Here is a 19164-nt window from a genome sequence, read left to right on the forward strand (position 1 = left end):
TCGATGGGCTGACGGTCAGGAGGTGCCGAGCCGGTCCCAGGACAACGCGGGATCGTGCGAGAGCAGCCGGTTCTCGGCATGGGATTTGGCCGCCTCCAGCGTGTCGAGGCTGTGTTTGCCGAGCGCGGCGCGGACCCGCCCGGTGGCGGCCTCGACGGTGGCGTCCGGGCCGAGCACCTTCTCGATGCCGACCGGATCCAGCGCGACGGTGTGCCTGCCGGTGATCGTCACCGACCCGGCGTGCTGCTCCACCGACCACTGCCCCAGGTGCGCCCTGGCGATCGGCGGCACCGAGCTCGGCTTGTACACCACCCGGGAGCTGCCGAGCAGCACCCGCAGCGACGGAATGCGGTGGCGCGCGCCGTCGTCGGCGAGCACCGTGGTCCAAACCCGCTGCACGCCGTCACCGTCCTCGTCCCAGACGACGTCCTCGATGTGCGCGAGGGCGGCGGGCCAGAGCGTGAGGTCGCGCAGGAAGGCGTAGGCGTGCGCGGCGGCGCCGTGCGTGCGCACCACGTCCTCGAAGGTGTAGACCCAGGCGCCGTGGCCGCCGGGCAGCGCGGCCGATTCGGTGAGCTCGGCCAGCACCCCGCGCACCGCGGGCAGCAGCGGCGCGCCCGGCTCCGCCGCCACCCGCACCGCCTCCGGTGCGGCGCCGCGCTGCCGCCGCACCGTCACCGGCGCCCCGGTGTCCGCGCCGAAGACCAGCACCGTGCCGTCCTCGCCGGCGCGGCGCTCCAGCACCACCGGGCGAACCGCGCGCTCCTCGGCCAGCCACAGCTCGAAGATCTCGGCGTCGTCGCTGGCGGTGAGTGCCCTGGTGTGGATGGCGGGCCCGGCGAAGAGCGGCCAGGCGTGCACGTCGGCCAGCAGCCGATCGACGGGCGAGGGCAGTGCGGTCATCATCGACTCTCTTCTGCTCGGGAACTGGTTCCGGTGCGCGGCTTTCCGGGGCGGCCGGGCAGCAGGGCCGCGCTGAGCGCCGCGAGCACGAGGATCACCGCGGCGACGGCGAAGGCGGTGGTGTAGCCGTCGGTGATCGCCGTCGCGTCCGGCGCGTCGTCGCCGCGGGTGCGCGCTGCGGCCACGATGGTGAGGACGGCGAGCCCGACCGAGCCGCCCAGCTGCCTGGTGGCATTGGCCAGCCCGGAGACCACGCCGGCGTCCTGCGGCGCGGCGCCGCCGATCGCGGTCGCCGCGGTGGGCGCCAGCGCCAGCCCGATGCCGAGGAAGACCACCAGCCCGGGCAGCACCACCGACCAGCCGATGGACGAATCGGCGTTCAGCAGGGTGAGCGCCGCGAAGGCGAGCGCGGCGAGCAGGGTACCCGCGGCGATCACCAGCCGGGGGGCGGTGCCGCGCTTCAGCAGCCGTGCCGCCGACTGCGCCCCGATCACCGTGGTCACCGCGAAGGGGACGAACACCAGCCCGGCAGCGAGCGCCGAGAGCCCGCGCACCCCCTGCAGATACAGCGAGACGAAGTACAGCACCGAGAAGAACCCCGCGCCGAGCAGGAACATGGTCAGGTTCGCCACCGCGACCGCGCGCTGCCGGACGATCCGCAGCGGCAGCAGCGGGTGCGCGGCCACCCGCGCCTCGATCAGCACGAAGAGCGCGAGCAGCGCGATCCCGGCCAGCACCGCGGCGGTCGCGATCGGGTCGAGGCTCGCCTCCTTGCCGAACCGCACCAGGCCGTAGACCAGCACGATGAAACCGGCGGTGACGGTCAGGCTGCCGAGCACGTCGAGCCTGCCGGGCGCGCGCTCGGTATCCCGGTTCAGGTGCACCAGCGCGAGCACCGCGAGCACCAGCCCGACCGGCACATTGACCAGCAGAACCCAGCGCCAGGAGAGGAATTCGGTGAGGATCCCGCCGAGCACGGCGCCGATCGCGCCGCCGACGGCGCCCATCATGGTCCAGGTGGCGATGGCCTGGGTGCGGCGCGGCCCCTCCTCGAAGGCGGCGGTGAGGATGGCCAGCGTGGCCGGGGCCAGCACCGCGCCGCCGATGCCCTGCACGGTGCGCGCCACCACCAGCCAGACCGCGTTCGGCGCGAGCCCGCCCGCCAGGCTGGCCAGCGTGAACAGCGCCAGGCTGAGCACGAAGACCCGGCGGCGGCCGAACAGGTCGGAGGCCCGGCCGCCGATCAGCATGAAGCCGGCGAAGGTCAGCGTGTAGGCGGTGACCACCCACTGCAGATCCGCCTCGGCGAAGCCGAGCGAGGCGCGGATGCCGGGCAGCGCCACATTGACGATGGAGACGTCGAGCACGACGATCAACTGCCCGGTGCAGGCCAGCGCCACCAGGATCCAGTCCCCGGCGCGGCGCGCGGTGTCCGGGCCCGGCGCCGCCTGCGCGGGCGCCCCGTCGATTCTGTTCGTCATATCCGCTTTCCCGATCGTGTCGTGGCGCCGCCCGTGGTCAGGCTCCGGCGCCCGCTCGCAGCCCGATCTCGAGCTGGGTGAGCAATTGGCGTGGGGTCGTGATGTTCTCGAGTTCGTCGTCGGACAACTTCACGCCGTAGCGGCGCGCGATGATCGCGGCGGCCTCGAGCAGTGCCAGCGAGTCGTAGCCGAGTTCGGCGAAGTCGGTGTCGAGCACATCGCCCTCGAGATCGACCGATTCGTCCTCCCCGGCGGCTTCCCGCAGGATGTCCTTCAGCTCCGCGGCGCCGAATTGCACGCTCATGGTTCGCTCCTCAGCTCGTCTCCTCGATCGGACCAGCCGAGCCTGACAGCACCCGCTGGACGATCCCTGGAATCGCGCTGTAGCCGCCGAAGGCCATCCGTGACCATCATCGCCACCGGAACGGTAGATTGGTAAGAAGCCACTTTCAGGTTTGCTGCTCACCGACGGAAAGCTTGCAGATGACCACGCTTTTGCCCGTGATTCCAGAGAACCGCGCGCTGCTGCGCCGGGATTGCCCCGGCCGGGCGCTGCTCGACCACATCACCGGGAAGTGGGGGGTGCTCGTGCTCACCTCGCTGTCCGAGGGGCCGCTGCGCTTCCATCAGCTGCGCTCGCGGATCGACGGCGTCAGCGACAAGATGCTCACCCAGACGCTGCGCACCTTCGCCGGTGACGGCCTGGTGGAGCGCACGGTGCTGCCCACCGCCCCGCCCTCGGTGAGCTACGCGCTCACCGACCTCGGCGCCGAGGCGGCGCGCGAACTCGAGCCCTTCCTGCGCTGGGTCCGCACGACGGCGTCGCGACAGTAGGGGTTCCGGGGGGGGGCGGCGGCGGTCAGCGCACCAGGCGCAGGCAGGCCCTGGTCCCGCCGGCCAGGCTGTCCAGCCACTGCTGCGCGCCGTCCCAGCCGTCGGCGCGGGCGCACTGCAGCAGCAGCCGCAGCGCGGTGAGGGTGAACTGGCGTTCCCGCGGACCGAGCGACAGCAACCCGCTCGCACGCTGCTGCCAGTGCGGCGCGCCGTGGTCGGGGTAGGCGATCTGCTCGGCCGCCATCTGGGCCACGACGGCCTCGTGCAGCCCGGTCCGGCGCGGGTCCTCGTCCAGCCAGCGCAGCGCGCCGACGGCCCGTCCCCAGGAGGTGAGCCGGTGCTCGAAGCAGAGCGGGACGCTCCGCGAGTCCGGCCGGAGCGGCTCGAAATCGGTGAGCAGTTCCCGCATTCCGGTCGTGGTGAGGCCGTCCCACCAGCGCACCGTCATGGTGTCGACGGCACCGCCCCCGTTGCCGGGGCCGGTGCGGACGAGGTGCACCCGGCAGCCGGCCAGCTCGGCGAGCCGCGCGGAGGCCCGCACCAGCTCACCGTCGACGACGTCGGCACATTCCGATCCCACCCTTGCCTCCCATCCGCGGATACGGCAAATATGCCGCAACGATACGGTCCCGCTGCCGCGCGCGGCCGATTACCGCGGAAATGGGGCCGCCCCCGCCCGGAGAATCCGGACGGGGGCGGCTGGTACGCGGTCGAGCGCTCAGGAGGAACCGGCCACTCCGAAGAGCAGGTCACCGAGTCCGCCGATCACACCGAGCAGCAAGTCCACAAGACCCATGTCGTTCTCCCCATTCTCTCTCGAACGCGACCGGGGTCTCTCCCCGACGCACTGGCGACGTTAATGGGGCTGATCACCCGAATCGAGGAAAGTTACAGGTCAGAGGGCTTACCGCCGGGAGCCCGTACCGCACCGTGAGGGGCGGAAGGGGTTTACTCCCCGGATTCCTGGCCACGGCCGGTCAGCGCGCCGCCCGCCGCCCGCCACTGGATCAGCCCGCCGCTCATATTGACCGCGTCGAAGCCGTTCTCCACCAGCAGGTTGGCCGCGCCCGCCGAGCGCAGCCCGCCGGTGCAGAAGGTGATCAGCAGCCGCTCCTCCGGCAGTTCGGGGCAGCGGTCGAGCAACACCTCGAGCGGCAGGTGCACCGCGCCGGGGATGTGCGTGCGGCTCCACTCGAACTCGCGCCGGACGTCGACGATCAGCGCGCCATCGGCCACGAGCCGCAGCGCCTCCGCGGCGCTCACCGCCGGTGGTCTGCGCAGGTAGTGCCGCAGCTTGGTACTCATTCCTTCAGTCTAGCTGAAGGTCGTGCGTCGCAGTTCGGCGCGCAGCCCCTCGGTCAGCTCCGGATGCCGGGCGGCGAACTCGGCGTCCAGCTCGGCCACGATCTGCGCCGCCCGCCCGAGCAGCCGCTCCCCCGCCGCCGTCACCCGCAGCGTCGACGCCGCCCCCGGCTGCGCCGTCCCGTCGTCCACCAGCCCCGCCGCCACGAACCCGCGCACCGCCGCGTGCGCGCTCTGCACGGTGATGCGCGAGCGCCGCGCCAGCTCGCTGAACGAGATCCCCGGCGTGCCGCGCACATGCCCGAGCAACCCGTACTTGCGGGTGGTGAGCCCGAGCGGTTTCAGCGCCTCGGCGTAGGTGGCGTCCCACACCCTGGCCATCGTCAGCAGGGCGATGGTGGGGCTGAAGGGTGGGGGGTTGGGCATGCGGGCAGGGTACCGGCCTCGCCACCGCGAGGTCGCCGCCTCGCACGCCGCCTACGTCGCGCAGCCGGGCGCGGTCGCCGATATCGTGCGGGCCGCGGCGGGCCGACCCTCCAGGGAAGCAGCCGGAAAATGCGGCGCGCAAGCGGTTTCGCGGGGTCTAGCGTCCCGGGGATGACCGAGATCCACGGTTCCTGGGACGCCCGCTTCGCCGGGGTCGCCGCGGCGCTCGGCGCCGCGCTCGACGCGGACGGGGCGGGCGCGTCGGCGGCCGTCTTCGTCGACGGGGAGCCGGTGGTCGACGCCTGGGGCGGCTACCGGGACGCGGCGCGCACGCTGCCGTGGGAGCGCGACACCATCGTGAACGTCTGGTCCACCACCAAGACCATGGTGGCGCTCTGTGCGCTGCTCCTCGCCGACCGCGGCGAGCTGGAGCTGGACGCCCCGGTCGCCCGGTACTGGCCGGAGTTCGCCGCGGCGGGCAAGGGCGAGGTCCGGGTGCGGCACCTGCTCGGCCACACCGCGGGGCTGCCGGACTGGGGCAGGCCGGTCACCGCCGCCGAGCTCTGCGACGGCCCCGCGGTCACCGCGGCGCTGGCCGCGCGGGCGCCCGACTGGGAGCCGGGGACGGCGGCGGGGTACCACGCCGTCACCTTCGGCTTCCTGCTCGGCGAGGTGATCGCGCGGGTCAGTGGCCGCGGCGTGGGGCGGTTCTTCGCCGAGGAGGTCGCCGCGCCGCTCGGCGCCGACTTCCACATCGGGCTGGCGGCCGAGCACGACCACCGGGTCGCCGAGCTCCTCCCCGACCCGGAGGGCGACAGCCCGGCGGGCTTCCCGGCCGGCGTCGCCGACGCCAACACCGCTGCCTGGCGGCGCGCGGAGATCCCGGCGCTCAACGGCCACGGCAATGCCCGCTCGGTCGCGCTGGTGCAGTCGGCGCTGGCCTGCGGCGGCAGCGTGGGCGGGTACCGGCTGCTCTCCGAGGCCGGCGCGGAGCGGGTCTTCGACGAGCAGTTCGCCGGGACCGACCTGGTGCTCGGGCAGCCCATCCGCTGGGGTCTCGGCTACCGGCTGGAGAACCGCACCTGCTCGTGGGGCGGCTGGGGCGGCTCGGTGGTGCTGGCCGACGCCGAGCAGCGGATGACGGTGGCCTACACCATGAACCAGGTGCTCTGGCAGGACGGCTACAGCCGCGGGCTGGAGGTCGTATTCGCCGCCTACGGCGGCCTTCATGCCTGATGGGAGCGGCGCCCCCGCAGTGCCGGGGCGCCGCCCGGGCGCGCTACGCCGCGCTGAGGGTGCTCAGCACGATATTGAGCAACCCGAGGATGAGATTCAACACTGTCCCGCTTCTCCTTCGTCCGTTCGGCGCACCGTCTTCGGTAGCCACCGAGAAGCTAACAGAACCGAGTTTGAAATAGGAGCGTTTCAGGAGTCCAGCCGGACCCGCGCGACCAGCGCGCGGTGATCGGCCCCGGGCAGCGGCACCGTCTCCACCCCGTGCGCGCGACCCCCGGCGAGCAGGATGTGGTCGATGCCGACCAGCGGCGGATACCACGTGTCGGCCGGGTAGGTGCGCAGGAGCCCGGCGCCGGACTGCTCGGCGGCGTCCCGGAGGCGGCCGGTGAGCCAGCGCCGGAACTGCGCATGGTCGTGGGTGGCATTGAAATCGCCGCCCACGACAACGGGCCGGTCGTCGGGCGCGCGCCCGACGAGGGCGCGCAGCCGCTCCAGCTCGTCGGCCCAGACATCGATGCCGTAGACCGGCGGCACCGGGTGCAGGGCGAACACCGTCACCGGGCCCGCGCCGGGGATCTCGGCGGTGGCGCCGAGCTGGTTCAGCACGAAGCCGTCGAACTCGACGGTGCCGGTCAGCGGGAAGCGGCTCCAGATGCCGGTGCCCGATGCCGTGCGCCCCGGCGCGACGTAGCGGTGCGGGAGCAGCGCGTCCAGCCCGGCCGCGGTGAGGCCGTCGAGCGCGGCGGGGGTGAGCTCGTTCACGGTGAGCAGGTCGACCGCGCGCTCGCGCACCAGGCCGACGAAGGCGGCGGGGTCGGCGCCGTCGAAGAGCAGGTTGGCTTGCGCCACGGTGAGTTCCGGGCCGGAGCCGGTGGCCGGTTCGCCGTGGAAGAGCGGCGCCTGGGTCCAGGCCGCCACCCCGGCCACCAGCACCGCGACCACCACCCCCGCCCAGCTCCGCAGCCCGGCGAAGAGCAGCACCGCGACCACCGCGCCGAGCATGAGGTAGGGCGCCAGCGCGGCCGCCAGCACCGGCAGCCGCGCGGCGACCGGGCTGACGTGCAACGCGACCCCGGTGGCCGCGGCCAGCACGGCCGCCCAGCCGGCCACCTCGGCGCCGACGCGCAGAACGGTCACGGCGACGGCACCTCGGCCGCCCAGCGCGCCCGGCGCTCGGCCTCGGACTGCTCCCACCACGGCGTGCCGCGCTCGCCGAGCGCCACCTTCGCCGCCTGCACGCCGTCGCGGGCCGCGCGGGCGCCCTCGGTGCGGCGCACCTCGCGCCGCCACGCCATGAGGATCGACTGCAGCTCGGCGCGGCGCTCCGCCGGGATGAGCGGGTCGGTGGCGCGCCAGCGACGGCCGTCGACCACGATGTAGCGGCCGTCGGGGGTGTGCTCGACCTCCCGGCTCACGGGAAGGCGCCCGGGGTGAGGATGGCGTCCGGGCCGAGCGGGCGGCGCAGCCGCCAGCGCTCGGTGAGCGTGCTCGCCGACATCAGCCAGGCGCCCTCCTCCAGCAGGTACTCGTCGCGGTACTCGCCGGTCATCAGCGTCTCGGTGCGGTCGAGCAGGTTCACCTGGCGGAACTGCAGCGTCCACGCCCCGGTGGCGGTGGTGGCCGAGGTCAGGGTGATCCGCGGGTGCACGGCGTGGTGCATGTCGAAGATCACGAACTCGTCGTCCACCCGGTGCCGGGCCACCCGGCCGAAGAGCGCCGCCATCGGCTCGGCGTCGTCGTACCTCCCGAGCGGGCCGTAGTCGATGCGCGCGCCGGAGCGCACGAAGCACGCGCGGAAGGCGGTGGCGTCCTTGGCGTCGCAGGCCCGCAGGTACCGGTATTTGAGCTGCTCGATCGCCGCGATCCGGTCGAGATCGTCGAGGCGGCGGGCCAGCTCGTCGGAGGACGTCATCCCTGCACGGTAGGCGGCCGCCCGGCCGCCGCGAAACCGGTTCGTACGTTAGGGTCCGTGGCGAACCGGACGCGCGGCACCACGGCCGCGAATCCCCTGCGCCTCCCGGAGATCGGCTTGTCGACGACGCCAACGGAATTCGACCGCACCGACGAGCGGCGGCTGCCGCTGTGGGCCGAGCCGGAGCCCGACTTCGCGGCGCTGCGCCGGGAGTTCGGCGCGCTGGTCCCGGTGGAGCTGGCGCCCGGCGTCCCGGCCACGCTGGTGATCGGCTACCGGGTGGCGCTCTCCATCCTGAACGACCCCGACCGCTTCCCCGCCGACCCGCGCGCCTGGGAGCCGACGGTGCCGCCGGAGTGCCCGGTGCTGCCGCAGCTGCGCTACCAGCCCAATGCCTTCCGCAGCGCCGGGTTCGAGCACGCCAGGCTGCGCGAGGTGCTGGTGGCCGCGCTGGACGAAATCGACCTGCACGCGGTGCACACCGTCGTCGAGCGCACCGCGGTGCCGCTGATCAACGGCTTCTGCGCCGACGGCGCCGCCGACCTGGTCACCCGGTACGCGGGGCCGCTGGTCTTCGCGGTGGTGAACGCGCTGCTCGGCTGCCCGCCGGAGATCAGCGCGCGAGCCGCGGCCGGGCTGGCCGACCTGCTCGGCGGCACCGAGGCCGAGCGCGGCAGGCGCGCCTTCCGCGCCGCACTGGACGACCTGGTGCAGGCCAAGCGCGGGCACCCCGGCGCCGACGTCACCTCCGGGCTGCTCCGGCACGGCACCGCGCTGAACGACGAGGAGCTGCTGCAGCAGATCTACCTGCTCTACGGCATCGGCACCGAGCCGGTGCAGGCGCTCATCGTGAACGCGCTGCGGCTGGTGCTCACCGACGCCCGCTTCGACGCCACGCTCGGCGGCTCGCTCTCCACCAGGGACGCCCTGGACCAGGTGCTCTTCGACGACCCGCCGCCGCCGAACAAGATCTTCAGCTACCCGCGACAGCCGGTGCTGATCGGCAATACCTGGCTCGCCGCCAACCGGCCGGTGGTGATCAGCCTGGCCGGCTGCAACCGGGACCCGGAGATCGCCGGCGACCACACCGGCAACCGCGCGCACCTGGCCTGGAGCGCGGGCCCGCACGCCTGCCCGGCCCGCTCGCTCGGCTACCTGATCGCGGAGACCGCCGTCGACCAGCTGCTCGACGCTCTGCCCGAGCTGGAGCTGGCCGTCCCCGACGCCGAGCTGCGCAGGCACACCAGCCCGCTGCACCGGACCCTCGCCGAGCTCCCGGTCACCTTCCCGCCCGCGCCCCCGCTGCCGCCGCGCTGAGCCGCGGGGAACATCCGGCGCGCCCGGCCGGTTGCGCACTCTCGGGACAGCACGATCGAGAGGAACTCGCATGAAGATCGGCATCATCGGGGCCGGCGCCATCGGCGGCACGCTCACCCGCAGGCTCACCGCGCTCGGCCACGAGGTCGCGGTGGCGAACTCGCGCGATCCGGAGACGCTGGCCGAGCTGGCCGCCGAGACCGGGGCGACCGCGGTCTGGGCCGGGGACGCCGCGGCCGACGCCGAGCTGGTGATCGTCTCCATCCCGCAGAAGGCCGTGCCGGACCTGGCGCCCGGCATCGTCGCGGCGCGCCGGAGCGGAGCCCCGGTCATCGAGACCAACAACTACTACCCGCAGCAGCGCGACGGCCTGATCGAGCAGATCGAGCGGGGCACGACGGAGAGCGAGTGGGTGGCCGAGCAGCTGGGCGCGCCGGTGGTGAAGGTCTTCAACACCATCTGGTGGAAGCGGCTGCTGGAGAACGGCGTCCCCGCGGGCACCCCCGGGCGGATCGCGCTGCCGATCGCCGGGGACGACGCGGCCGCCAAGCAGCTCGTCAGCGCGCTCGTCGACGACCTCGGCTTCGACCCGGTCGACGCGGGCACGCTCGCCGAATCCTGGCGCCAGCACCCCGGAACCCCGGTGTACGGCAAGGATTTCGACGCCGCGCAGACGAAGGCCGCGCTCGCCGAGGCGAGCCGGGAGCGGACCGCGGAGTGGCGCGCCTGAGCGCGCCCGGCTCGCCTAGTGGCCGATGTAGACCGACTTGATATTGAAGTAGGACTCCAGCCCCTTCTTGCCGCGCTCCCCGCCCCAGCCGGACTGCTTGTGCCCGCAGATCGGCATGGACGGATCCGAGGCAAGCGCGGAGTTCACCCAGACCTGGCCCGCGCGCAGCTCGTTCACCACGCGGTGCGCGCGGCCCAGGTTCTCGGTCCAGATCGAGCCGGCGAGGCCGTAGTGGGTGTCGTTGGCGGCGGCGATCACCTCGTCCTCGTCGTCGAAGGGGATGACCGAGCCGACCGGGCCGAAGATCTCCTCGCGGATGAGCCGCATGTCCGGGGTGGTGCCGGTGACGATGGTGGCCTCGTAGAAGTAGCCGCGGCGATCCAGCGGCTTGCCGCCGGTGATCACCTCGGCGCCCTTGGCCACCCCCTCCTGAACGATGCCCTCGACCCGTTCCCGCTGCTTCTGGCTGATCAGCGGGCCGAGCACGGAGTTCGGGTCGTCGCTGCCGCCCATCGGGAGCATCTGGGCGAAGCCGGCCAGCCCCTCGACCACCTGCTCGTAGATGCCGCGCTGCACGTAGATCCGCGAGGTGCACGAGCAGTTCTGGCCGGAGCCGGCCAGCAGCCCCATGCCCGCGCCCATGATCGCCTTGCTCAGGTCGGCGTCGTCGAACATGATCAGCGGTGACTTGCCGCCGAGTTCCAGCGTGAGCCGCTTGAGGTTGCCCGCGGCCGCCTTGACGATCAGCTTCCCGACCTCGGTCGAGCCGGTGAAGGCGATCTTGTCCACATCCGGGTGCGCGGTGAGCGCGGCGCCGGTGGTCTCGCCGTAGCCGGTGATCACGTTCAGCACGCCGTCCGGCAGCCCGGCCTCGCGGAAGATCTCCTCCAGCTTCAGCGCGCTGAGGGGGGTCTCCTCGGCGGGCTTGAGCACGGCGCTGCACCCGGCGGCCAGCGCGGGCGCCACCTTCAGCATGGCGATGAAGAACGGGCCGTTCCACGGGATGATCAGCCCGACCACGCCGACCGGCTCCAGCTGGGTGAAGGTGTGGTAGTTCTCGAAGGTGCCGAGCAGGCCGTCGGAGACCAGGTTGGCGGACTCGCCGTGGATCTTGCCGACCCAGCCCGCGTAGTACACCAGCATCTCCTGCGAGACCTTGATGATGTGCCGCGCCGCGGTGGCGTTCATGCCGTTGTCCTGCGCCTCCAGCTCGGCGAGCTCGTCGGTGCGGGCCTTGATGATCTCGGCGGCGCGGAACAGCACCTCGGCGCGGTGCGCGGCCGGCAGCTTGCGCCAGACGCCGGACTCGAAGGTCTCCCTGGCCCGCGCCACCGCCGCGTCGACGGCCTTCTGGTCCGAGTCGGCGACCTCGCCGATCTGCTCCTCGGTGGACGGGTTGTAGACCGGGATGATCCCCGAGCTCGGGCTCTCGACCACAGGTTCGACGACGGTGCTGCTCACAGTTGCTCATCCTCCGCATTGATCGTTCTGCGCGACTCTCGAGGAGAATATCACTCTCACTTGAGGGAAACGAGACTTTCGTCCCGCGCTACGGTGCGCGCGTGCCCGCCGACGGCCGGTCGAAGGGTGATACCGGGCGTGTCGGCGGGATCCCCCCGCCGCGGATCGCGAACGCACCCTCGGGCGTCGCGCGCCGCGCCGGCCTGCACAGGAACCATCGCCACCCCCCGACGCACCGCTGCACGCCGTTCATCGCCCCGCCTCCGCCGCCTCCCGCGGCTCCGCCACCCGCAGCGGGGCATCGGCGGGCACCTCGGTGTGGTGCTCCCGGGTGTAGAACCGCACCTCGTGACCGTCCGGGTCGTGGAGCAGCGGCAGGGTCCAGCCGACGGTGGCGCGGTGCACCCCGGCGTGCTCCTCGCCGAGCGCGGTCAGGTGCGCGGCGAGCTCGTGCAGTGCGCCCCGATCCGGGACTCCGAGCGCGAAGTAGTCGAAACCGGCGGCGGCAGCGGCTTTCTCGGGGTCGCGCCGGAGCGCGAGCGCCGGGCCGCCCGCCGGGTGGGTCATGGCGACGCCGGCGAGCGCGCCGCCCTCGACGAACTCCACCGCGACCCGGTAGCCGAGCCGGGATCGGTACCAGGCGATGGAGCGCTGCAGATCGCGGACCGGGAGCTTCAGGTGGTGCACGTCGGCGAGGCGAGGTGTCATCGGAACCACTCCTTACAGTGGTGATGTAATCATGCAGTGAGACTGCACTCGATACAGTTAGACTGCACCTCGTGAGCGAAACAGTCAAGCGGTCGTCACCGCTGCGCGAAGCGCGCAAGGCCGAAACCGAGCAGCGCATCATCGAGGCGGCCACCACCCGCTTCCTGGCCGACGGGTACGCGGGCACCACGCTCGCCGCCGTGGCGGCCGCGGCCGGCGTCGGGGAGCGCACCGTCTACGTACGCTTCGGCAACAAGGCCGAGCTGCTGAAGCGGGTGGTCGACGTGGCCGTCGTCGGCGACACCGCCGACCGCCCGCTGGCCGCGCGGGGCTGGTACCGCCGGGTCAGGGAGGCCCCGACGCTGGCCGAGCGGGTCGCCGCCTACGCCGACGGCGCCGCGGCCATGATGCGCAGGCTCGGCCCCGCGGTCGCGGTGGCCCAGCAGGCCGAACACATCGAACCGCTGATCGCCGACGCCGCCGCCGCGGGGCGCGCGGGCAGCCGCGCCGAAGTCGCCGAGATCTGGACCGCGATGCACGCCGACGGCCTGCTGCACCCGGATGCCGACCTGGACTGGATCATCACCACGGTCACCACCCTGACCGCCGCCGACACCTACGTACTCATGACCAAGATGCTCGGCATCACCCCGGAGAGCTACCGGGACTGGGTGTACGACACCTGGATGCACTTCGCGACCAATCCGCGGCCCGCCGCGGGGCCGGGGCAGCCGCGCTAGTGTTCTGCGCCTGAAATCCGTTGGAGACGGATTTCAGGCGCAGAACACTAGGGGCGGTGCTTCGCCGCCGCTTCCGCCGCCCGGCGCTCGTCGTCGTCGAGCTTGCGGGTGTCGCGCGGCTCGGCGAACGGCCGCACCTCCTCCGGCAACCCGCCCGCGATGGCCTTGCCGTGGTCGAGCTCGGCGTTGATCTCCGCGCCGAGCAGCAGCGCGATATTGGTGAGCCAGAGCCAGACCAGGAAGATCACCACCCCGGCCAGCGAGCCGTAGGTCTTGTCGTAGGAGGAGAAGTTGGCGATGTAGAGCGCGAAGGCGGCCGAGATGGCGAGCCAGATGAGCACCGCGATCACGCCGCCGGGGCTGACCCAGCGGATGCCGCCCTGGCGCGCGTTCGGGCTGGCCCAGAACAGAATCGCCAGCAGCACCGAGACCAGCACGAAGAGCACCGGCCACTTGGCGATCCCCCAGATCGTCACCGCGGTCTCGCCGAGCTTCAGGAACTCCCCGATCTGCGCCGCGACCGGCCCGCTGGCGACCACGATGGCCGTGCACACCACCAGCAGGATCACCGCGATCACGGTGACGCCGATCCGGATCGGGACGGTCTTCCAGATCGGGCGTCCCTCGCCGATCCCGTAGACCACGTTCGAGGCGCGCATGAAGGCCGCGACGTACCCCGACGCCGACCACAGCGCCACCGCGAGGCCGAGGATCGCGCCGAGCCCGGCGCCCTGCTTGTTGCTCTGCGCCTGCTCGATCAGGGTGCGCACGAAGTCGGCGCTGGAGCCGGGGGCGAGCTGCTGGGCCTGGTTCACCAGCTCGTCGGCGGCGGCCGGGCCGAGCAGTCCGAGCAGCGAGACCAGCACGATCAGCCCGGGCACGATGGAGAGCACCGCGTAGTAGGTGAGCGCGGCGGCCAGATCGGACAGATTGTCCCGCTGGAATTCCTTGGCCGCGCGCTTCACCACCGCCAGCAGCGAGGGTTTCGAGAGCGCGGCCGGGCTGCTCGGTTCGTCCGGGTCCAGGTCCGGCCGCGCGCCGGTCTCGGTCGCCTGTCCTGCTTCGTTCCGCCGCCGCTCCGGCTCGCCGTGCTCCGCACTCATACCGATTCGGTGCCCCGGGGACGCGCCGGTAAACCCGGCGGGGCCGGATATCGGCTCGCGCGGCGCGCCCGGCTCTGCGAGCATGGCATCGCCGCCGCGGCCGCGGCGTCGGTAGAGTTGCCCCGTCCGCGCGCTCCGCTCGTGCGAAACGCGCTCCCGCTCAGGTACTTCCGTTTCCGAAAGGGGTTCGAGGCCCATGTTCGCACGGTTGGGTGCGATAGTCGTCCATAATCCGCTCAAGGTGATCGGGCTGTGGCTGGTGCTGGCGGTGGCGGTGGTGACCGCGGCCCCCGCGCTGGAATCGACCACCGATCAATCCGCCTTCCTGCCCGCGCATTACGAGTCCATCCAGGCGATGGAGATCCAGCAGGAGGCGTTTCCGCAGAGCTCGGCGCCCGCGGCGATCATCGTCTTCGCCAGGGTGGACGGGGCGCCGCTCACCGACCCGGACGCGGCCGCGGTGCAGCGCATCGGCACCGAACTGGGGGAGGCGAAGGTCCCGGACGTCATCGGCCTCACGCCGGTGCCGCCCTCGCAGAACCGGCTGATCCAGATCATCGCGGTGCAGATGACCAAGGTGACCGACCCGAGCGACCCGGCGCAGACCGACGCGGTGGCGGCGCTGCGCGAGCAGCTGAAGGAGCGGGTGAGCGGCACCGAGCTGCGCGCCGGCATCACCGGCCAGGCCGCGCAGATCCTCGACCAGCAGGAGTCCAGCGAGAAGGGGCTGGCCATCGTCGGCATCGCCACCATCGTGCTGATCCTGGTGCTGCTGCTGGTGATCTTCCGCAGCCCGGTGATCGCACTGCTCCCGGTCGTCGTGATCGGCGCCGTCTCCAGCATGGTGAACGGGCTGATCGGCGCGGTGGCGAAGGCCTTCGACCTGCAGATCGACGCCTCGATCAGCGCGATTCTGCTGGTCGTGCTGTTCGGCGTCGGCACCGACTACATCCTGTTCCTCATGTTCCGCTACCGCGAGCAGCTGCGCGCCGGCGACGACCCGAAGACCGCCATGGTCAATGCCGTGGCCCGGGTCGGCGAGGCGATCACCTCCGCGGCGGGCGCGGTGATCATCGCCTTCCTCGCGCTGCTGCTCTCCACGCTCGGCATGTTCCGGGCGATGGGGCCCGCGCTGGCGATCGCGGTCGCGGTGGCGCTGGCCGCCGGGCTGACGCTGGTGCCCGCGGTGGTGTCGCTGCTCGGGACCAGGGTGTTCTGGCCGTCCAAGAGCTGGCGGCACGAGCCGACCGGCACCCGGTTCCGCGCGGCCGGTTCCGCGCTCGGCGCCAGGCCCGCGCTCTTCGCCGCGGTCTCCGGCGGGGTGCTGCTTGTGCTCGGCGTCTTCGCGCTCGGCTTCCACCCGACCTTCGACCTCAGCTCCGGCTCCACCTCGGCGGAGTCCGAATCCGTGGTCTACAGCCGGGAACTGGTGAAGGGGATGCCCGCGGGCACCACCCAGCCCTCGGACGTGCTGCTGCGCTCCGGCGGGGGTGAGCTCACCGCCGAGCAGCTCGGCGCCTACCGCACCGCGCTGGCCGGGGTGCCCGGGGTCGGGCAGGTGGCGGAGCCGAAGCTCTCCGCCGATCGGTCGATCGCCGACTTCTCCGTCACGCTCTCCGACGCGCCGGAGTCCGATGCCGCGCTGGCCACCGTCGAGGGGCCGCTGCGGGAGACCGCGCACACCGCCGCACCGGACGGCGCCACCGCCGCGGTCGGGGGGCTGACCTCCGTCTTCGTCGACTTCCAGGAGGCCATGGCGCGGGACTACTCGATCGTCTTCCCGGTGGCGGCGGTGCTCATCATGATCGTGCTCGGGCTGCTGCTGCGCAGCCTGGTCGCGCCGTGGTACCTGATGCTCTCGGTGTTCCTCGGGTTCGCGGCGACGCTCGGCGCCACGGTGCTGGTCTTCCAGCACATTCGCGGGGAGTCCGGGCTGATCTTCACGCTGCCGGTGATCATGTACCTGTTCGTCGTCGCGCTCGGCACCGACTACAACATCCTCATGGTGGCGCGGCTGCGCGAGGAGGCGCGGGCGGGGGTCGAGCCGAAACAGGCGGCGGCGCTGGCGGTGCGGCACACCGGGCCGACCATCGCGGCGGCCGGGGTGATCCTGGCTGGCACCTTCGCCTCCATGATGCTGGCGGGCAATACCGTGCTCTCCCAGATGGGGTTCGCCATCTCGGTCGGGATCGGCATCGCCGCCTTCGTCATGGCGATGTTCTTCACGCCGGCGCTCACCGCGCTCATCGGGCACGCGGCGTGGTGGCCGGGGCACGCGGATCGCGCGCCGGAAGAAAAGGGCGCGATCGCGCCGAAGGTCGGGGAGTCGGGCGCAGCCGAGCGGGGGTCAGCAGGGCAGGGCGCAGCCGGATCCGACACTGCCGAGCCGGATACTGCCGAGCCGGGCGCAGTCGAGGCGGGCGCAGTCGCGCAGGACGCGGCCGAGACGGGAGCGCCGGGGCCTGCGACGCGCGCCGCGGACTGATTCGGACGGGCCGGTATCGCACAGGCGGTACCGGCCACCGGGCTCGCCGGACGACAGCCGGTCGTGTCCCCTGTCCGGCCGACATACCCGCGCGGCGCGGCGGATTCCGGATCGCCCGGAGTGCGCCGGGATTACGATTCGCCCCTAGCCGGGCGGGGGCTCGGGAGCGAAGGGGAGGTCTGTGATGAGTACGCCGGTGACGGTCGAGGTGCCGCGGGGGACGCGCGAGGTGGTCACCCCCGAGGCGCTGGCGCCCGATGACAGGGCCGCGTTCGAGCAGGGGAAATCGGTTCGCTCGCTGGTGATCATCCGGTTCGTGGCCGGGCTGGTCGGCGTGCTCCTGCCGCTGGCGCTGATCGGGGTCGACTTCGTCTTCCTCGGCCAGAGCTGCGTGCGCGTGCGTGGATCGCTGAGCGCCTACTACCACTCGGGCGCGCGCGACATCTTCGTGCTCGGGCTGGGAATCGTCGGATTCCTGCTGGCCGCCTACAAGATCACCAGGGCGACGGTGGGGAACGTGTTCAGCCTGACCGCCGGGCTCGCCGTCATCGGGGTGGCGATGCTGCCCACCGGCCGGCCCGGCCCGGTCCCGATCGGCGAGTGCGGCAGCGGGGTCGCCGAGGCGGCGCTCACCCCGCTGCAGCAGCGCTTCGGCGAGGACGTGGTGGCGCACTGGCACTCCGCCTGCGCCGTCGTCGCCTTCCTCGCGTTCACGGCCATCTGCCTCTACACCGCCTACCGGGACCGGCGCTACCCCATGCTGCGCCCCGCGCAGGTGCGGGCGCGCCCGCAGTGGCGGAAGCTGGAGGCGGTCTTCGTGGCGATCAGCAACCGCATCGACTGGCGCTTCCACCTGATCTGCGGCCTGCTCATCATCGCCACCATCGGCTTCTTCGCGATCACCGCGGTCGCCGGGATCGACGAGCTTCCCGGCGGGTTCGGCCCGACCTGGGTGGTCGAGGTCGCCGGGGTCATGCTCTTCTCCGCCTCCTGGTTCGCCAAGGGGCTCGACGACTACTTCTGGCGCCGGGAACCGCTCTCCCCCTGCGTCGCCCGCACGGTCGAGGAGGCCGTCGTCGCGGTCGCCGCCGAGCCGCCGCGGGGCTGACGCGCGGGGACCGGCCGCACCACCCACCAGGCCACCCCGAGCCACACCGTGGCCAGCAGCACCGAGCCGAGGATATCGGCCGGGTGGTGCGCGCCGGCGTAGAGCCGCTGCGCGGCGACGAGCACCGGGATCAGCAGCAGCGCGCCCGCGGGCAGGCGGTACCTGCGCTCCCGGGTGGAGGCCCACACCAGCAGCGCGATGCCGCCGTAGAGCGTGAGCGCGGCGGCGACGTGCCCGGAGGGGAAGCTCGCGGTGGGCGGCAGGTCGGGGTTCAGGTGCTCGACCTCCGGCCGCGGCCGGTCCACCACCGCCGCGGTGGTGAGGAAGAGCGTGATCTCGCCGAGCAGCGCGACGGTGAGGAAGAGCGCGGGCCGCCAGGTGCGGAAGACCGCGACCGCGAGCACCGCAGCGACCAGCGCCACCGCGATGATGGCGAGGGTATTGCCGACCTCGCCGAAGACGTCGAGTACGGCGGTGACCGCCGGGGTGCGGTGCTCGGCGAGCAGCGCGACGACGCCGTGCTCGCCGGTGGCGTCCGCGCCGAGCGCGCGCACCAGCAGCCCGAGCCCGATCAGCGGGGCCAGCAGCAGCACCCAGGCCACCGCCAGCTCGCCGAGCCCGCGGTACGGGTGCGGCAGCGTGGGTGCGTGCCGGGCGGGGACCGGGCGCAGGTCGTCGGCGTCGCCGGGCGGGACATCGCCGGGCAGCGGCCCGGCATCCGGCGCGCCGGACTCCACCCGCCAGCGGTGGAAGGCGAGCGAAGCGGCGGTCAGCCAGAGCACACCGAGCAGCCAGCCCGCGAGCACATCGGTCAGGTAGTGCACGCCGAGCCCGATCCGGGTGAGCCCGACCGCGACCACCACGGTCAGCACCAGCGCGATCAGCGCGCGGCGCGCGAGCGGGGCCAGGACCGGCGCGAAGACCAGCAGCAGCACGCCGTAGCAGACCGTCGAGCTCATGGCGTGGCCGCTCGGGAAGCTCCAGCCGTCGGTGCGGTAGACCGGCGTCTCCACCACCGGCCGCACCCGGCCGACCAGCGCCTTCACCACCGGATTCAGGATCAGCCCGCCGACGCCGGTGAGCACGACGAAGGCGGCGAGCCGCGGCTGTTTGCGCAGCAGCAGCCAGAGCACGCCGACGGCGAGCAGGATGACCAGCGTGATCGTGGCGCCCAGATCGGTGCCGGCGCTGAGCACGTCGTAGAGCACCCGGTGCTCGGCCACCCGCGCCACCGCGGCATCGCTCACGCCCTGATCGAGATCGAGCAGCGGCTGCCAGCGCGCGCCGATCAGCGTGGTGAGCACCGCGAATCCGGCGCCCGCCGCCGCGACGGCGGGCAGCGCGACGGCGCTGCGCACCGCGTAGCGACCGGTCGCCGCCCGTGTGGTCTCCTCGTCGAGGTGGTCGACGGTCACCGC

20 protein-coding genes are annotated in these 19164 nt (G+C 72.8%); 7 read left to right on the forward strand and 13 right to left on the reverse strand.

The window, feature by feature from the left end:
• Nucleotides 1-15: 15 nt before the first annotated feature.
• The 3 genes from AB0H71_RS22030 to AB0H71_RS22040 are packed head-to-tail and all read right to left on the reverse strand — an operon-like array spanning nucleotide 16 to nucleotide 2688.
• Nucleotides 16-906 (reverse strand): hypothetical protein, encoded by an 891-nt coding sequence (locus AB0H71_RS22030; RefSeq protein ID WP_357023881.1) that lies wholly within the window; start codon nucleotides 904-906, stop codon nucleotides 16-18.
• Nucleotides 903-2384, reverse strand: coding sequence for an MFS transporter (locus AB0H71_RS22035; protein WP_357023883.1), 1482 nt, complete (start codon nucleotides 2382-2384; stop codon nucleotides 903-905). Before AB0H71_RS22035 ends, AB0H71_RS22030 begins: the two co-directional genes overlap by 4 nt.
• 37 nt (nucleotides 2385-2421) lie before the next feature.
• Nucleotides 2422-2688 (reverse strand): acyl carrier protein, encoded by a 267-nt coding sequence (locus AB0H71_RS22040; RefSeq protein WP_357023885.1) that lies wholly within the window; start codon nucleotides 2686-2688, stop codon nucleotides 2422-2424.
• Nucleotides 2689-2885: 197 nt separating this feature from the next.
• Here AB0H71_RS22040 and AB0H71_RS22045 point away from each other — a divergent pair, with 197 nt between their 5' ends.
• A complete protein-coding gene (locus tag AB0H71_RS22045) occupies nucleotides 2886-3218 on the forward strand; it encodes a helix-turn-helix domain-containing protein (protein ID WP_357023887.1) in 333 nt (110 codons plus the stop codon).
• Nucleotides 3219-3243: 25 nt separating this feature from the next.
• On the opposite strand, the gene AB0H71_RS22050 is transcribed toward AB0H71_RS22045, so the two are convergent.
• The 3 genes from AB0H71_RS22050 to AB0H71_RS22060 all read right to left on the reverse strand — a co-directional run bounded on the left by AB0H71_RS22050 (nucleotide 3244) and on the right by AB0H71_RS22060 (nucleotide 4946).
• Complete coding sequence (locus AB0H71_RS22050) at nucleotides 3244-3798, reverse strand: hypothetical protein (RefSeq protein WP_357023890.1); 555 nt, start codon at nucleotides 3796-3798, stop codon at nucleotides 3244-3246.
• Nucleotides 3799-4166: 368 nt separating this feature from the next.
• A complete protein-coding gene (locus AB0H71_RS22055; RefSeq protein ID WP_357023892.1) occupies nucleotides 4167-4523 on the reverse strand; it encodes a rhodanese-like domain-containing protein in 357 nt (118 codons plus the stop codon).
• Nucleotides 4524-4532: 9 nt separating this feature from the next.
• Nucleotides 4533-4946 (reverse strand): MarR family winged helix-turn-helix transcriptional regulator, encoded by a 414-nt coding sequence (locus tag AB0H71_RS22060; RefSeq protein WP_357023895.1) that lies wholly within the window; start codon nucleotides 4944-4946, stop codon nucleotides 4533-4535.
• Nucleotides 4947-5117: 171 nt separating this feature from the next.
• On the opposite strand from AB0H71_RS22060, the gene AB0H71_RS22065 reads away from it, so the two are divergent.
• The gene (locus AB0H71_RS22065; RefSeq protein ID WP_357023898.1) at nucleotides 5118-6182 is read left to right on the forward strand and encodes a serine hydrolase domain-containing protein; all 1065 of its coding nucleotides are present in this window, start codon (nucleotides 5118-5120) and stop codon (nucleotides 6180-6182) included.
• A gap of 189 nt (nucleotides 6183-6371) precedes the next feature.
• Here the strand turns inward: AB0H71_RS22065 and AB0H71_RS22070 are convergent, their stop codons facing one another.
• The 3 genes from AB0H71_RS22070 to AB0H71_RS22080 are packed head-to-tail and all read right to left on the reverse strand — an operon-like array spanning nucleotide 6372 to nucleotide 8094.
• Entirely contained in the window at nucleotides 6372-7319 is a 948-nt protein-coding gene (locus tag AB0H71_RS22070; RefSeq protein WP_357023901.1) for an endonuclease/exonuclease/phosphatase family protein, read from the reverse strand.
• Complete coding sequence (locus tag AB0H71_RS22075) at nucleotides 7316-7597, reverse strand: hypothetical protein (RefSeq protein WP_357023904.1); 282 nt, start codon at nucleotides 7595-7597, stop codon at nucleotides 7316-7318. The genes AB0H71_RS22070 and AB0H71_RS22075 overlap by 4 nt, the downstream gene beginning before the upstream one ends.
• Complete coding sequence (locus tag AB0H71_RS22080) at nucleotides 7594-8094, reverse strand: nuclear transport factor 2 family protein (RefSeq protein ID WP_357023907.1); 501 nt, start codon at nucleotides 8092-8094, stop codon at nucleotides 7594-7596. The genes AB0H71_RS22075 and AB0H71_RS22080 overlap by 4 nt, the downstream gene beginning before the upstream one ends.
• A 57-nt stretch (nucleotides 8095-8151) precedes the next feature.
• On the opposite strand from AB0H71_RS22080, the gene AB0H71_RS22085 reads away from it, so the two are divergent.
• Both AB0H71_RS22085 and AB0H71_RS22090 read left to right on the forward strand, forming a co-directional pair.
• The gene (locus AB0H71_RS22085) at nucleotides 8152-9411 is read left to right on the forward strand and encodes a cytochrome P450 (protein WP_357023910.1); all 1260 of its coding nucleotides are present in this window, start codon (nucleotides 8152-8154) and stop codon (nucleotides 9409-9411) included.
• A 31-nt stretch (nucleotides 9412-9442) separates the two neighbouring features.
• Nucleotides 9443-10141 (forward strand): NAD(P)-binding domain-containing protein, encoded by a 699-nt coding sequence (locus AB0H71_RS22090; RefSeq protein ID WP_357023914.1) that lies wholly within the window; start codon nucleotides 9443-9445, stop codon nucleotides 10139-10141.
• 15 nt (nucleotides 10142-10156) lie between these two features.
• On the opposite strand, the gene AB0H71_RS22095 is transcribed toward AB0H71_RS22090, so the two are convergent.
• Both AB0H71_RS22095 and AB0H71_RS22100 read right to left on the reverse strand, forming a co-directional pair.
• Complete coding sequence (locus AB0H71_RS22095; protein WP_357023917.1) at nucleotides 10157-11602, reverse strand: aldehyde dehydrogenase family protein; 1446 nt, start codon at nucleotides 11600-11602, stop codon at nucleotides 10157-10159.
• 249 nt (nucleotides 11603-11851) lie between these two features.
• Complete coding sequence (locus tag AB0H71_RS22100) at nucleotides 11852-12310, reverse strand: VOC family protein (protein ID WP_357023920.1); 459 nt, start codon at nucleotides 12308-12310, stop codon at nucleotides 11852-11854.
• Nucleotides 12311-12381: 71 nt separating this feature from the next.
• Between AB0H71_RS22100 and AB0H71_RS22105 the strand changes: the two genes are divergently transcribed.
• On the forward strand, nucleotides 12382-13050 hold the full coding sequence (locus AB0H71_RS22105; protein ID WP_357023923.1) for a TetR family transcriptional regulator: 669 nt from the start codon (nucleotides 12382-12384) through the stop codon (nucleotides 13048-13050).
• A gap of 47 nt (nucleotides 13051-13097) precedes the next feature.
• Here the strand turns inward: AB0H71_RS22105 and AB0H71_RS22110 are convergent, their stop codons facing one another.
• A complete protein-coding gene (locus AB0H71_RS22110) occupies nucleotides 13098-14153 on the reverse strand; it encodes a YihY/virulence factor BrkB family protein (protein WP_357023926.1) in 1056 nt (351 codons plus the stop codon).
• A gap of 196 nt (nucleotides 14154-14349) precedes the next feature.
• Between AB0H71_RS22110 and AB0H71_RS22115 the strand changes: the two genes are divergently transcribed.
• Together AB0H71_RS22115 and AB0H71_RS22120 are read left to right on the forward strand one after the other, a co-directional pair.
• Complete coding sequence (locus AB0H71_RS22115) at nucleotides 14350-16638, forward strand: MMPL family transporter (RefSeq protein WP_357023928.1); 2289 nt, start codon at nucleotides 14350-14352, stop codon at nucleotides 16636-16638.
• Between the two features lie 184 nt (nucleotides 16639-16822).
• Nucleotides 16823-17746: a hypothetical protein gene (locus tag AB0H71_RS22120; protein WP_357023931.1), complete on the forward strand. Its 924-nt coding sequence runs from the start codon at nucleotides 16823-16825 to the stop codon at nucleotides 17744-17746.
• Here AB0H71_RS22120 and AB0H71_RS22125 read toward each other — a convergent pair.
• The gene (locus AB0H71_RS22125) at nucleotides 17653-19161 is read right to left on the reverse strand and encodes a phosphatase PAP2 family protein (protein WP_357023933.1); all 1509 of its coding nucleotides are present in this window, start codon (nucleotides 19159-19161) and stop codon (nucleotides 17653-17655) included. The genes AB0H71_RS22120 and AB0H71_RS22125 overlap by 94 nt on opposite strands.
• Between the last annotated feature and the right edge of the window lie 3 nt (nucleotides 19162-19164).

Source organism: Nocardia sp. NPDC050697, from assembly GCF_040654395.1.
Taxonomy (GTDB): Bacteria; Actinomycetota; Actinomycetes; order Mycobacteriales; family Mycobacteriaceae; genus Nocardia.